Annotated in this window: 12 protein-coding genes; 1 reads left to right on the top strand and 11 read right to left on the bottom strand. The window is 58.2% G+C overall.

Annotated elements, in window-relative coordinates; translation table 11 throughout:
• Position 1: 1 nt before the first annotated feature.
• Positions 2 to 520: a low molecular weight protein-tyrosine-phosphatase gene (locus tag QU660_RS01980; protein WP_304946671.1), complete on the bottom strand. Its 519-nt coding sequence runs from the start codon at positions 518 to 520 to the stop codon at positions 2 to 4.
• A gap of 121 nt (positions 521 to 641) precedes the next feature.
• Here QU660_RS01980 and QU660_RS01975 point away from each other — a divergent pair, with 121 nt between their 5' ends.
• A complete protein-coding gene (locus QU660_RS01975; protein WP_304946670.1) occupies positions 642 to 1262 on the top strand; it encodes a DUF3862 domain-containing protein in 621 nt (206 codons plus the stop codon).
• Here QU660_RS01975 and essC read toward each other — a convergent pair.
• The 10 genes from essC to gdhA all read right to left on the bottom strand — a co-directional run bounded on the left by essC (position 1254) and on the right by gdhA (position 14121).
• Positions 1254 to 5471, bottom strand: coding sequence for a type VII secretion protein EssC (essC, locus tag QU660_RS01970; protein ID WP_304946669.1), 4218 nt, complete (start codon positions 5469 to 5471; stop codon positions 1254 to 1256). The two genes, QU660_RS01975 and essC, sit on opposite strands and share 9 nt — an antisense overlap.
• A complete protein-coding gene (locus QU660_RS01965; protein ID WP_304946668.1) occupies positions 5468 to 6571 on the bottom strand; it encodes a type VII secretion protein EssB/YukC in 1104 nt (367 codons plus the stop codon). The genes essC and QU660_RS01965 overlap by 4 nt, the downstream gene beginning before the upstream one ends.
• Before the next feature lie 9 nt (positions 6572 to 6580).
• Complete coding sequence (locus QU660_RS01960) at positions 6581 to 6811, bottom strand: hypothetical protein (protein ID WP_304946667.1); 231 nt, start codon at positions 6809 to 6811, stop codon at positions 6581 to 6583.
• 7 nt (positions 6812 to 6818) lie between these two features.
• Positions 6819 to 8549 carry a hypothetical protein gene (locus QU660_RS01955; RefSeq protein WP_304946666.1) on the bottom strand — a complete coding sequence of 577 codons (1731 nt, stop codon included), beginning with the start codon at positions 8547 to 8549 and terminating at the stop codon, positions 6819 to 6821.
• Between the two features lie 125 nt (positions 8550 to 8674).
• The gene (locus QU660_RS01950) at positions 8675 to 8968 is read right to left on the bottom strand and encodes a WXG100 family type VII secretion target (protein ID WP_304946665.1); all 294 of its coding nucleotides are present in this window, start codon (positions 8966 to 8968) and stop codon (positions 8675 to 8677) included.
• Positions 8969 to 9082: 114 nt separating this feature from the next.
• Positions 9083 to 9523: a hypothetical protein gene (locus QU660_RS01945; RefSeq protein ID WP_304946664.1), complete on the bottom strand. Its 441-nt coding sequence runs from the start codon at positions 9521 to 9523 to the stop codon at positions 9083 to 9085.
• A 250-nt stretch (positions 9524 to 9773) separates the two neighbouring features.
• Entirely contained in the window at positions 9774 to 10583 is an 810-nt protein-coding gene (locus tag QU660_RS01940) for an RsiV family protein (protein ID WP_304946663.1), read from the bottom strand.
• A gap of 82 nt (positions 10584 to 10665) precedes the next feature.
• On the bottom strand, positions 10666 to 11226 hold the full coding sequence (locus QU660_RS01935; protein WP_304946662.1) for an RNA polymerase sigma factor: 561 nt from the start codon (positions 11224 to 11226) through the stop codon (positions 10666 to 10668).
• 499 nt (positions 11227 to 11725) lie between these two features.
• On the bottom strand, positions 11726 to 12673 hold the full coding sequence (locus tag QU660_RS01930; RefSeq protein ID WP_304946661.1) for a D-2-hydroxyacid dehydrogenase: 948 nt from the start codon (positions 12671 to 12673) through the stop codon (positions 11726 to 11728).
• A gap of 83 nt (positions 12674 to 12756) precedes the next feature.
• Complete coding sequence (gene gdhA / locus QU660_RS01925; RefSeq protein WP_330670015.1) at positions 12757 to 14121, bottom strand: NADP-specific glutamate dehydrogenase; 1365 nt, start codon at positions 14119 to 14121, stop codon at positions 12757 to 12759.
• Positions 14122 to 14288 lie beyond the last annotated feature (167 nt).

Raw genomic sequence — 14288 nt, 5'->3', positions numbered from 1 at the left:
CTTATTTTAGCACGCCATGTTCCCCCCCCGCAATTGCTCTTACGCCTTCTTTGCCGAGCGTCTTCAAAAGCCCCTCGCAGCCCTCCGTAATCTGGTCGGCACAGCTCACGAAATCTCCCGTGTACCAGGGATCCGCAATTTCCGAATTCGCGCCGCCTGTCTTCGCAAAGGCATGCAGCAGTGCGAGTTTTCGGTCCGGATCTCCGCCGAGAATGCGCTTCGCATCCAGCAAATTTCTCCGGTCCATACAAATCAGATAATCATACGCATCGTAATCCGCGCGCTTTAACAGCACCGCGCGCTTTTCCCCGCAGGGAATCCCGCGCTGTTTCAATTCGGCCCGCGCAGCCGGATACATGGGATTCCCCATGTCGTAAATAATCTCCTGGGTACTCGTCGCTGCCGAAGCGCACTCCACCTGTTCCTCCACGCCTGCTTTTTTTACCAGGTCCCGCATAATAAATTCCGCCATGGGACTGCGGCATATATTGCCGAGGCAAATAAATAAAATCTTCTTCATGAACACACTCCAAACCAGAGACAGACCTTGTTCCGCGTCTAAAAATCGAGTATGATTCTATCATGGGAGTTCCGTAAGAAATTTTAAGTTTACCCGCATTTTTTTGAAAGGAGTCGTGAATATGAAGAAAAAATTAATCCTCGCTCTGGCCCTCTCTCTCTCCTTGTTTGCCGTTGCCTGCGGCGAAAAAAAGGCGGCTTCCGGCGGTGAAAGCAGCGTGAACAGCGAGACCTCCGTCTCCGGAGAAAACGCGGAAAGCAAGGCGGAAAGCGCTTCCGGCGCCGAAGACGCAAAGGAAAAGGCCGCCGCGGAAGGAGAGCCGACCGCTGCGCGCTACCTGGCTCTCAAGCAGGGCATGAGCTATGAAGAAGTGAAAAAAATATTCGGCGCCGAGGGCAAGGCCGGTGCCGCAAAGGGCAGCTATACCTGGTCCGACGCCGACGACATGAAGCTTGTCACGGTCGCTTTTGACAATGACAAGCTGATCGCTGTCTCGCAGATCGGTGTCATCGAAAACAAGGACGCAAAGGTGACACTCGAAGCCTACAACAAGCTGAACCCGGAGCTCAGCTATGCGGAAGTCAAGGAAATCCTGGGCTCCGAAGGAGTTCCGGTCAGCACGAGCTTCATTGCCGGTCAGACCATTGCGAACTACAGCTGGAGCAATGCCGACGGCTCCGGTTGTGCGCTGACTTTCGCAAACGACAAGCTCTCCTCGATGACTTCGACCGGCTTACAGTAAGGTTTCCGCGAGCGGAATTTTAATCTCAAAGACGCGTCCCCTCTCATAGAGCAGGGCCGTATCCGGCCCCGACGAACGGCTGCGTATCCCCGGCAGGCGGAACACGGTCTGCTCATCCGGCGCGCCGAAGATCACACCGGACTGTGCCTCCCGCAGCAGCTTGCTCACCGCATCGTAGGAGCCGAGTTGCGTGCTCGAAGCCGTGGCGACAATCGTTACCCCGAGTTCTAAGGCAGCGCGGAGCAAGTGCTCCCAGTCATTTGCCTTCGCTTGACACCAATGCGGCAGACGTTCCGCCGCATCGATCCAGAGTGCAAGCATGGGCTCCCGTTTGAAATAGTCCCGCATGCGCAGGGTCTTCCCACTGAGTTCGTAGGAAGCCCTGCGCTTTTTGATTTCCGCCTCGAGGAGGAGGCGAAGCTCCTCAAGACGCGCCGCATCGTCCGCGTAGCGCGCTCCGAGTTTCGCCGCGAGCGGATATAGGTCTCCGCTGCCGTCAATCACATAGTTCTGTCCCTCGTAGGCCGCATAGAGCAGCGAGAGGAGGTTGGTCTTACCGCACTGCGCCCGCCCGATGAGAAGCGTCGTATTGCCGTAGAGCATAAGACTTCGCGGTGCAATCTCCCCGGTATCCAGACCAACGGCATAGCGAAAGTCCTGTTTTTCCGCGCGGTAGCGCGCCCGGAGTTCCGCGGCCGTAAGAAACTCCGGCATGCACGGAATCGCCGCCGGGCGCTTTCCCCGCGAATTTGCCGCGCAGGCTGCGACCTCCGCGGCGAGCGCCGCCGCATAGGCATTTCCCTCCGCGTCCGCCGCGCGGTAACACTGCATGAGATGCACGCCTTCCCGCTGAATGAGCGCCCTGCCGCGTATCTCCGGAAGCGTGAGCGACGTGCGCCCGACCGCCCCCGCGCGTTCGGCCGGCTCCAGCAAATAGAGTGCCACCTTGTCCTTGATGTGATTTAAGAGGGCATAACGAAGTGCCCCCGGCCTGCTCGCACTGAGCGCCAAGAAGATTCCGACCGCCGCCCCCTCCCGCGCGAGCTGCAGAAAAAAGTGATCCGCTTCCTGCCCCAGTTCCTTGACCGCATCGTAGTGATCTAAGAAGAGCACAATGACCGGAAGTGCCTCCCCCGCTGCGATAACAGCGGAAAACGCCGCGCCGCGCTCGGCGAGCATGCGCTTCCGCCGTCTTACTTCCGCGTTAAGCAGCGCCGTGAGTTTCTTTAACTTCTCTTCCTCGTCAAAGCTGATGTAATCCGCCGCGTGCGGCAGGTCTTTGAGCGGCGCGAGCGCGCCCGCGCCGAAATCCAGGAGATAAAAATACAGGGTCTCGCAGGAATAGCGCCGCGCAAGAGAGAGCGCCGCGCTCTGCAGCAGAGAGCTCTTTCCCATGCCGCCCGCGCCGAAGACCGCAAAGTTCCCGTCGCAGAAAAACGCATGCGAACAGGGCAACATGCACTGCGCTTCGGGAAGGTCCATGAGCCCGAGCGGAAACGAAAAACCATCGCCATCGCCCCCGCCATCTCGCGGGGTGAGCAAGATGCGGGGCAGCGGCGGCAGCCAGAGCTGCGCCGGGCAACGCAACTCTGTTCGCTCCGCCGTCCGGCGGATTTCCCGAATGACGGCACGCAGTTCGCTCTCCCCGGGATAGGTCTTATCTCCGCCGTTTTCACTGCGACAGAGGAGTTCCCGCTGTCCGAGCGCGTTCAGCCGATAGATGCGGTCGTCGATTGCCGCATCGCCGCCCCGATAGGTGGCGCCGCTATAGGCGGATTGAAAGAGCTCGTAAATCTCGCGGTTTCCCACCTGGAGGTAGGCACGTCCCGGCAAGGTGAGGTCCGCGGCATCCGCTGTTTTCAAGAGTTCCCGACTGTCCGCCTCCGTCTGCACCTTCAGCGCGATTTTACAGCGCGCATTGCTCCAGATTTGCTCATTGACCACGCCGGATGGCTTCTGTGTCGCGAGTATCAGGTGGATGCCGAGACTTCTGCCGACGCGCGCGGTCGAGATGAGCTCCGCCATAAACTCCGGCTGCTCGGCCTTCAGTTCCGCAAACTCATCGGCAATCAGAAAGAGGTGCGGGAGCGGTTCTTCGGCGAATCCGCCCCGATACGCACCGCCGTAGGCGTCGATGTGGTTCACGCCCGCCGCGCGAAACAGCCGCTGCCGCCGCGCAAGCTCGCTCTTTACGGCGAGCAGGGCGCGGCGACTGTCACTGCCGTCCAGATTGGTGACGGTGCCGAGGAGCTGCGGCAAATCCGCAAAGAGATGGGCCATGCCGCCGCCCTTATAATCAATCAGCAAAAAGCCGATTTCCTCCGGCGAAAACTGTAGGGCGAGAGAGAGAATCAGGCTCTGTAAGAGCTCCGACTTTCCGGAGCCCGTGGTCCCCGCAAGCAGGGCGTGCGGCCCGTGTGCGCTCTCATGTAAATCGAGCGCCACCGTATCCCGGGCCGCGCGTACGCCGAGCGGCGCGGCAAGCCCCTCCGCCGCGCGATTGCGCGCCCAGCGCCCCGCGATGTCCAGTTCTTCGGGCCGTTTGACCCCGTAGAGCGCCAGAAAGCCGAGGCGCTCCGGCAGAGCCTCACTCTCATCCCGGAAATGACGAAGCCCCGCGAGACGGCACACACTGCGCTCCAGGGCCTCTTCTCCGATTTCCTCCAACGAGAGCTGTTCCTTCGCGGCCAGTCCGTCCCGGAGACAGAGCAGCCCTTCGTTTCCGCCCTCCGCTGTGACGATGGTGCGTATGCTTTCCGGCAGAGCTTCCCGACTCCGCGCACAGTAAATCAGAGAGATGCCGCTCTCCCGCCAAGCGGTACCGAGTTGTGCGAGCAGGCTGTGCTCCGCCAAGAGAGAGGCATCCTCCGCGACCAGAAGATACTGCGGCAAAAAACGCTGTCCTCTTTCTTCCGCGCGCTGCCGCTGTCGTCGCTCCCGTACGATGCGGCTTAAGCGCGCGAGCACTGCTTCCGCCTGCGCCGTTCGAAAGACCGCTCCCCGGACGCCGAGTTCCGGCAGTTCGAAATGCGGGCACCGGGAGAAGGCCCGAAAGCACGAACTTGTGCTCTCCCGGCAGAGGAGAACCACGCGGAGCTCGTGATAGGAGTGAAAGAAACAGAGGCGCAGCAGATAGCCGCGCAAAAGTTTCGCGAGCCGCTCCGGTTCTCCGATAAGGCCCAGCTGACTTTCCGTGAGTTTCACCGTGCGGGGCATATCCGCCATCTCCGAAAACTCCCGCTGAAGCGCGAGTGCCTCCAGGCAGAGCGGGTCTCGTTCCCGCTTGGTCTCCTGCGCGTCAAAGCGGATACAAAAGGGCGCGGCCTGCCGACTCCGCCCGAGCAGAAGTTCCAGAAAGTCGGCGTCCGCGGGGCTTCTCTCGTAGATGCGCGGCGAATAGCGCTCCGCCATTTCTTCGAGCGCGGAGAGTTCCGGGGCTTCGTGTGCCGCGGCCGCCCGCGCACTTTCACGAAGCCCCGCGAGTCGCTTTTGTTGCCGCAGCAAATATGCCTCGTATCCGGCTTCCCGTTCGGCTGCCCGCTGTCTTGCCGTCTGCCTTCCCCTCCAAAAGGCGGCGAGCGCAAAACAGAGCGTGAGGGCCAGCATGCCGCCGCCGAGAAGCAACATGGAGTAGCGCCCCAAGAGAAAGGCGCTGCCGCCCATTAAGAGCAAGGTGCAGAGGGGCAGCAAAATACGGCGCAGTTGATCGCCCCGCGTCTGCTCCGGCAAGCACTCCGGGCGCAACAGTTCCACCGTCTCCTCCCGAAGCGGCGTTTTTGTGCGCGGCGAACGGCTGTACTGCGGAAAACGCGGCGGTTTCGTGCGAAGCAAGGGAAGCTCCTCGAGGCTGCAGCTTATCTTCTCCCCCGAAAGCACAATGCTGTCTCCCCGAAAACAGAGCAAACTCTCCCCGAAGTATAGCTTATCTCCGCATTGAAGCCGCACGCTTCCCTCCGAAAAGCGTCTGCCGTTTCGATAAAGCACACCCGCGCGCAGACAGAATTCGCCGTTCGGGCGGAGAACCGCAAAGAATTCCTTCTCTTTTGACACGAGCTGGCAGGGCGGCGCGGTGCCGATAAACACCGCTTCTTCCGGAAGCGCATAGAGCCTATCCTCGTCGAGCACAACCAACAGCTCCGCACCGGGCTCCCGAGATGCCTCCGCAGTCTCCAGAATCACATCCTCCCTACGATACAGATATCGCTTCATTCTTGCCCTCCTCCCGTTTCCGCCCGTTTTTTCCGCAGGGCTTCGATGGCCGCCGAAATCTCGGCTGCCTCTGCCTCCCGCTCCTCTCCCGTTAAGTCCCGGCGACTCGCGAGCAGGCTCTCCTCCTTTAAGAGCGCATAGAGCTGCAATTCGCTGTCATCCCTTCGTTTTGCCGCATCGAGTGCCTCCGCAAAGCGGTTCTGCGCGATGAAAATCCAAAAGGAAAGCAGACTCTCCTCGCTCTTCACATGAAGCGAGGAGAGAACATTTTCCCGTTGTCTCGGCGTAAGGCCCTCGGTAAAGACCGCGGCGCGCGCAAAGAGATAGCGGAGTTCGGGCGACAGTCGCTCTGCCTTTATCTCCCCCAGCACTGCCGTGACCGCAAGATAGTCCTCTCTTAAATAGGCTTCCTGCGCCGCAATCAGCCGTTCGGCCTGCCGAAGCCGCACGCGGTAAGCAAAGAACCAGAGCGCGCTCAAACAGAGAATCACGGCCCCGCAAAGCGGCAGTGCAGCGCCGAGAATGCGCGCACGCCGCACGGAGATACGGACCGTTTCCTCCCTGCACCGCTTTCGTTCCCGTTCCCAGCGCGCGGTGAGATTTCTCACAAGTTCCGCGACAGACCCGAGGGAAAGCAGTTCGCGACAGGCCGGCTCTGCCTGAAAGAGACGCTCTCCGCCCTCCGAAAAATCGGAAAAGCCATAGCGTCTCGAGAGCACCGAGGCCGTGAGCGCACGATAGGCGCGGAAAAAGTCCTCCGTCCGCGCCGCTTCCGCACGTATATCCCTTATGAGCACGCGCGGGCAGAGATTGCGGTCGAACAAGAGATTTTCGGGCGTGAGCGCAAACACATAGTGTGCCGTAAGCGTTTCGAGCGCGGCGCAGTTTAATAAGAGCCGCAATTTTTCTTCCGTCTCCAACGCTTGCACCGCCTCCCATTCCCACAGTCCCGCCGTTTCGAAACGGAAGTAAAAACCGTTCTCCGCTTCCTCGAGTTCACAGGGACAAAAGAGGGGCTTGCTCACGGCGAGCAAACCCCTCTTTTGTCTCTCCGTTCGACTCTCCGAATTCCGAACAAAGATGCGCTTTTCCGCTTCCATTTTCCCTCCTCATATGAGTTCCAGTTCGTCACCGCTCACAATGCCGGCCGCGCGAAAGCTCTGCGCCGTACAGAGAGCTTCCCCGCCGTTCTTCGAGCGAAGATAAAGGCAGTCCGCCGCCCGCGCCGTGAAACTGCCCTGCGCCGCAATCCGCCTTAAGACTTCGTCCATTCGCAGTTCGTCGTCGAGGCAGAGCGTCTCTTCGCGCTCCGCCTCCCGAAGTGTAAACGTAATTTCCATGCTTGTCTTAACGCCGCCTTCCCGTGATAAGCCCGAGCCCGGCCCCCGCGGACAGGGCCAGTCCCGCAAAGAGGAGTTGCCGAAACGGGAGTTCTTCCGCCCGCCGTTCCCTGCTTTGTACCGGCTCGGTCGCGATTCCGACTGTCTCGGGGGGCTCTGCTCCGCCCTCCTCAATCAGACGAAGCGGCGCAGCCATTTTTTCGTAGCTCGCCTTATTCGGCAGACTCCCGTTTCGCGTGTGCGGCAGCCGCTCGGCAAAGCCGCCGAGGAGTCGTCGGTTCTCCGCAAGCTTTGTCGCGCCGTTTTCCTTCAGCCGCTCCACAGCCTCTTTGGCTTTGGTCCCGCTCTTCAGCTCCGCATCCCGCAAGGCTTCTCTTAGCAAAGCACCGTAGGCGCGGCTCTGTTTTCGTTCCTCTTCCCTCGCCTGTTCTTCCGCGCGAATCCCCGCCAGCAGTTCATCCCTTTCCTCCCAAACGGCGCGCACGGCTTCCCTGCGGGCAAGGCGGCGTTCTCCGCCTCTGCCGTTTGTAAGCGCCGTCTCTTCCGAAAGCCTTGAGAGTCGCTCACTCTGCCGCCTTAAATCCGCAAGGCGTTCCTCTCTCTCCTTCGACGCATCGAAAACCTCCGCATCGATACGCTTTCTGAGTTCCGCTTCCGGAAAGGCGGGCAGTTCTTCGAGTTCTGTTTGCAGCGCGGCAAATGCCGCGCGGGTCGCATCCGAGGCACTCGCGAGTTGCCGGCGCTCTGCCCGCCAGGCACTGCGCTCGGTCTCTGGCAGCGCATCCGAAGCGCTTGCAAGGAAGAGCGCGTTCGAAGCCGAGGCAGTGCGCTTTAGATAGCGCTCGCTTTTCAGAATCTCCGCATCGGAGGCGCTCGCAAGCCGCAGCGTGATACGACTTCGATCTGCCGCCTCGCGCTCCGCCGTTTCCGACAGCTCGCGGTACAGGGCCTCCGCCGCCTCCGTGCGACTCTCCGCACGCAGCGCCTCCGCCTCCGCAAAACGCGCAATTTCGGCTTCCAAACGCGCCTGCTCTTCCGCTATCTCAAACAGCAGCGCTTCCTCCCGGTCGAGTTCACGGCGCAACGCCTCATAGGCCGCTGTCGTATACACCGCTCTCCGAGACGGCCTTGCTTCCTCCGGTTCCGTCGGCAACAGCGCTTCTTGCATCCACTGCTCGGGGTTTAAGCCCCCGAGCTCTTGCAACGCAAGCGCATGATTTTCAAGCGCCGGTCGTACCGCGTCCTGCGCCGCATGAAATTCGCCGAGTATCGCGTGGAAATAAAGGTAGACCATGTTACGGTTCATGCGCTCTCCGAAGCTTCCGATACGCCGCTGAACATCCGCCCGCTCTTCCGCCGTCAATTCGGCCGAAACGGTATACCGGAGGCTTGCCTGCCCCGGGACGCGGGCCAGACTGTCCGCTTGTTCCGAAAAATCCCCGGGTATCGTGAGCGCCGCCGCATAGTAGCCGCTTTCCAAGCCGAGTTCCGCCTCTCGCGCACTCACCGAGATGAAATCCGCATCCGGAAACTCCATGGCATCCGCCGCATAGTAAATCCGCTTTCCTGCCTGACGAATGCCGTTATCCAGGTTGACCACCGCAATCCGCTTGCTTCCCGCCTGCTCCCGGCGAAAAGCGGCGGGAGCAGCACGACTTTTAAGTCCCGTGTATCCGCTGCCCGCCGCAAAGCCTGCCAGAAAGACTGCGGCCGTAAGCGCGCATAGCCTCTTTTGCATCTCTCCCCCTTTGTTCTACGCTGTCCCCGCACGACTGTTGTTGCGTTCGCCGAGCGCTTACCTCGATTCGTATACCGCTTCTCCTTCGGTAAAAAAGGAGGGGACTCCCGCCCCCTCCCTCTCCGTCAGGAGATAAATTTTGCCGCCATCTCCTCATCCAGTGCCTGCGTCGCATCGGCCACGCCGTCACACTGCTTTGCAATGCTCTCGATGAGTTCTCCCATTTCGTTGAACGAAGGACGTAGCGCCTCAAACTGTTCCGCGAACTTTTCGCTCGCCTGTCCCTCCCACTCTTCACGCAGGGTGCCGATTAAGTTACTCATGCTCTGAACCACATTCAGAAAGTTCTCTCTCGCCGCCCGAAACTCCCCGGCTCTTCCGCGCATTGCCTCCGGTGTGATGCGAATCTGACCTGTCATTCGTATACTCCTCTCGTGGCTTCTGTTCACTGTTACAACGCGATTGTATCAATTAAGTTTACTAAAGTCAATGCTTTTATCAATTATAGTTTCTATTATTTTACTTTATTCTCTTTACCCCTCTGCTTCCTCACGCTCTGCCGGGTCCGTGCGCACACTGTCCTCGGCATCTTTGCGGCTTTTTCCCCGCATGAACCAGGCAAGGCCAAATCCGAGCAGCGCAAAAAGAGCGATGAGCGCCGCACTCACCGGCTCGGCATCGGCAAAGGTCTTCCCGTCCCGCAGCCCGCCGGACTGTAACGGCAGCGCAAAGAGCTGTTCCGCCTCTGTCTTTGCCCGTAGATTCGCCTCACTATCCTGTGCCTCTTTTGGCATAAAACGAAGCGATACCCGAAGTTCTTCCCGCGCCGCGCGCTTTTCCGCCCGCTGCAGCGCGCTCTTTTCCGCCGAGGCTTCGCTGAATAAGTCGAGTTCCGGATGCCGATCCGTATGGGCCTGTTCTGCCTCGTACGCGCGCTCCCGCAAAGTCGCGGGATTCAAATGCAGTTCATCCATGGCACACGCTGCTCCTCTCCGTCCTTCCGCTGTTTTGATATCGTTTCGATACTATAGTAATTATATATCGCAATTTCGTCAATGCAAACATTTGCCCGGCGCAGAGCGCTCCCGAATGCCCGCAAGCGAAAAAAAGACAAATAAAAACCGAGCGCTCGGGGGAGAGCGCTCGATCTTATTTGGGGGTTGTGCTTCTCTTTTTTGTGACTGCTTCGTTTATCTCGTAGGCATGTCCTCCTTTCTTCCGGATTTACATTGTGAGCCCGCTTAACGCTTCGGGCATCACAAATTGTAGGCTTCCCATGGACATCGGGGCAATATCGCCTTCATCAAAACAAATGACCAGTTTCCCGTCACGGTTGATGTAAAAACTCTGCTGCTCCGAAATCTCCGTAAATTCGTTTCCGACGCCGTCGGTATCCAACCAGTATACCTTTTCGGGGTTCTGTGCCATTTCCTCCCGCATCTGCCGCTTGATTTCCTCACTTACGCTTTTTCGGTAATCGCTGCCGGGCGCAAACAAATCACGGAGCGCCATCAGCTTGCCGTCGCGCTTCCGTATCGTGAAATAGTGCAGATTCTCGGCGCTGTCCGCGCTCTGAGAGAGTTGGGTCAAACAGACCGAGTACCAATTCTCGTTGTCTGTCACAACTTCCGTTGTAATTTCCAAATTCGAGAAGCCCTCGCTTCCCAGCTCTTCTCGGAAGGCTGCAATCTCTTCTTCCGTGATGCGCTGAATTGCCGCGTTGACTTCTTCGGCACTCTTCTGCGCCCGCTCCGCGGAGTTGCCCTTCTCGGTCTCAAGCTGCACTTCTCCTATCTTCACCGTCGCCGTGCGGTCGCCCTCCGCGAGGGTGTAATCCCGCACCGTGACCAGCTTAAAGTAGGCGCCGGCAATGGGCAGATTCTGCAGCGCATAGGCCGTGCTGCGATTGAGGTTCGGCAGCACCGCACTGATGATTGCGAGACTTGCCGCCACGCCGAGTATGTTCCGCAAGCGGTGCCGTCTCAGCGGTCTTAACTTCTTCGGTGCAACATTCTCCAACTCCCCTTCGCGCATCGGCAGAATGTCGCTTGTCTCCGCTGCCTCTTCAACCAGCGTTCGGAGATGTCGGAAATAGCCTCCATGATGTCCAGACTCTTCAAAGAAATTCCTCCTCTCTCAACACGAGTTCCAGATTTTTGCGGATTCGGTGTAAGCTCACCTTGACCGCACTTTCGCTCATGCCTTGCCGGAGCGCAAGCTCCTTGATGGAATCGGTGTAGAAGTAGCGCCGCACAAAGAGTATGCGCTGTTTTTTCGGGAGTGTCTCCAAGAAGCGGTCGATGCAGGCGCTGAGACGGTTTCGATCCACCGCCTCCTCCGTGCTCTCAACGGCCGGGAGTATGTCCTCGTCGAGTTCGTCCAGCGCAAGCTGAAAGTTCTCGTTGCAGCGTTTCTCTGCGTGCTGTTTCCGAAACAGACTGAGTGCCAAATTCTTGACAATGCGGCTTAAGTAGGCCCGAAAAAACTGCGGCTTTTCAGGCGGTATGCTGTTCCACGCCCTGAGCCAGGTGTCATTCAGGCATTCCTCCACATCCTCTCGCGAGGAGAGCACCGAAGCGGCGACCTTCGCCAGATAGCGGCCGTACTCGGCCTCTGTCTCCAGTATTGCTCTCTGATCCCGCTGCTCGTAGAGCGCGAGTAACTCCTGTTCCGTCATGCAAACTTCCCCCGTTTTGCTTCTCTATAGATTAAGACGCAAGCGTCTCCGATTGGTTACTGCATTGTAACATCTTTTTTGAAATATTTTTTTGAATTTCCTGTGTACATGCCGTCCTTTTTCGGCGGCCTTACAGCCCTTGGTCTCCGGCTTTTCTTCCCGCCTCATTTCGCTGTTCATTTTGCTTGTTTTCTATTTACGCTCCGCATACCGATTTCTTTGCTTATCTCTGTGCTTCCCGCTCCGCCGCTTGAGCCTGGTTGTCATTTTGTATTTACACCGGATTACACACTTCTGCTTCGGGTGCAACATAGCAGGCCTCTCAGCCCACCTCGAAGATCCGGCTGCTTCTTCCGCTTTTCGTACAAAGTATCGCGCAAGGACACAGGTTTACATGCCAAGCCCTTTTTACCAACTCTTTTTGTCCTATAACACAAATAAAAAAACAGCTGCCCGCGCATGCGGACAGCTGTCTTGTCTGTAAAACCCGTATGAACTCTTACTTGAGGTTCATAACCTCTTTGACCTTCTCGATGATGTGGAGGCCGATGTCTCTCGAAGCGTCGACCGTCTGCGCACCGATGTGGGGGCTGATGACAAAGTTGTCGCAGGAGAAGAGCGGGCTCTGGAACTCGTCGTTGCCGCTCAGGCCGCTGCCTGCGAGCTCGTTCTCCATAACATCCGCAGCATAGCCGCCGATTCTGCCCTCGCAGAGTGCCTCGTACATATCCTGCTCGTTGACAATGCCGCCGCGGCTCATGTTGAGAACAACCGCGCCGTCCTTCATCTCGGCGATGGACTTCTTGTTGAAGAGGTCCTTGGTCTCCGGGGTCAGCGGAATGTGCAGGGAGATGAAGTCGGAAACTCTGATGAGCTCGTCGATGCCCATGCCCTTTGCGCCCTCGCGCTCAAAGTCCTCGGGCTTCAGGAAGGGATCGTAAGCGACAATGTCCATGCCGAACGCCTTTGCAAGCTCGGCGACACGGCGGCCGATGCGGCCGAAGCCCATCACACCGAGGGTCTTGCCGCGCAGTTCTCTGCCGACATACTTGTACTTATCCCAGATGTGGTTCACCTTGACGTCCTGGTTTGCCGGGATCGTGTGGCGGGAGATGTCCAGCATCTTGGAGATCGTGAGCTCCGCAACCGCATTTGCGTTGAGGCCCGGTGCGTTGAAGACCTGAATGCCCTTCTCCTTCGCGTACTCCAGATCAACGTGGTTCAGACCGACAGCGCAGACGCCGATTGCCTTCAAGTTCTTTGCGGCATCCAGAACATCGCGGTCAATCTTCGGATCGACGCGCATGATGAGCACATCCGCATCCGCGATCTCGCGAATCATCTCTTCCTTGGAGAGCGGCTTCCCGTCGGAAGTCTTAATGTCCATGAACTTCTTCAGCTCCTCGGCAATGCCGGGATAAACAGCGTCTGTAATCAGGCACTTCATCGTTTCTTTCCTCCTGTGTTGGGTTCTTAGAAAAAAGCGGCCGGAAACTGGTTTCCGGCCGCCTCGGTTTTGTTAACTTAGACTTACAGTGCGCGACCCTGCTTAATCATAGCGTCTGCAACCTTCTCGAATCCGACAAGGTTAGCGCCTGCAACGAGGTCGTAGCCAAGGCCGTAGCGCTCAGCTGCAGCTGCGGAGCCGTCGTGGATGCCCTTCATGATCTTGTGCAGCCACTTGTCGACTTCCTCGCCGTCCCAGAAGAGTCTCTCGGAGTTCTGAGACATCTCGAGTGCGGAGACGGAAACACCGCCTGCGTTGACCGCCTTGGACGGAGCAACGATCATGTTCTTCTGCTCAAGGAGATACTTCAGAGCCTCGTTCGTGGTCGGCATGTTCGCAACTTCGATGTAGTACTTGATGCCGTTCGCGACAATCTTCTTTGCCTCGTTGATATCAACGTCGTTCTGCGTTGCGCACGGCATCACGATGTCGACATCCTTCTGGCCCCACGGCTTCTCGCCTGCGAAGAACTGAACGCCGAACTTATCTGCGTAATCCTGAACCTTGTTGCGGCCGGAGGATCTCATCTCAAGCAGGAAGTCGATCTTCTCCTTGGTCGTAACGCCGTCCGGATCGTAGATGTAGCCGTCCGGGCCGGACAGGGTAACTGCCTTAGCGCCGAGCTCAGCGAGCTTGGTAGCAACGCCCCATGCGACGTTACCGAAGCCTGCAAGTGCGACTCTCTTGCCCTTCATCTCATCCTTCTCGTGCTTCAGAACCTCCTCGAGGTAGTAGACAGCACCGAAGCCGGTTGCCTCCGGACGGAATGCGGAGCCGCCGAACAGCGGGTCCTTACCGGAGAGAGCACCGTTTGCATAGGAGGAAGTCAGTCTTCTCCAAGCGCCGAACATGTAGCCGATCTCACGGCCGCCGACACCGAGGTCGCCTGCCGGGCAGTCGACATCCGGTCCGATGAAGCGGAACAGGCCTTCCATGAAGGAACGGCAGAATCTCTGAATCTCGGCATCGCTCTTGCCGTTCGGATCGAAGTCGGAACCACCCTTAGCGCCGCCGATCGGAAGCGTGGTGAGCGAATCCTTAAAGGTCTGCTCAAAGCCGAGGAACTTGATGATGGAAAGGTTTACGCTCGGAGCGAAACGAAGGCCGCCCTTGTAGGGTCCGATCACGCTCGAGAACTGGACGCGGTAGCCGCGGTTCACATGCATGTTGCCCTTGTCATCCTCCCACGGAACACGGAACATGATGACACGCTCCGGCTCGACCATTCTCTCGAGAATAGCGTTCTTCTCATACTCCGGATGTGCGTCGACCAGCGGGCTCAGCGAAGAGAAAACCTCCTCGACCGTCTGGCAGAACTCCGGCTCGTGCGCGTTCTTTGCCTTGACCTCGGCAATGACTCTCTCAATGTACGGATTCAACTTGCTCATGTCACTTTCCTCCTACAGAAAATAAAATGATACAAAACGTTATGTGGCAGGTTTTTCAATAGATTCCCCGCTCACGATGATACCATTGTAACACTTTTCCGGTAACTTTGCTATCAGTCTTCTCACTTTGGTTATTGTATATAACGATAGGCGACTCGCACCGGGTT

The sequence above is a fragment of the Stomatobaculum sp. F0698 genome (assembly GCF_030644385.1).
Classification (GTDB): Bacteria; Bacillota; Clostridia; order Lachnospirales; family Lachnospiraceae; genus Moryella.
The sequence above is the reverse complement of the archived record's forward strand: the minus strand, read 5'-3'. Positions and strand labels throughout refer to the sequence as shown.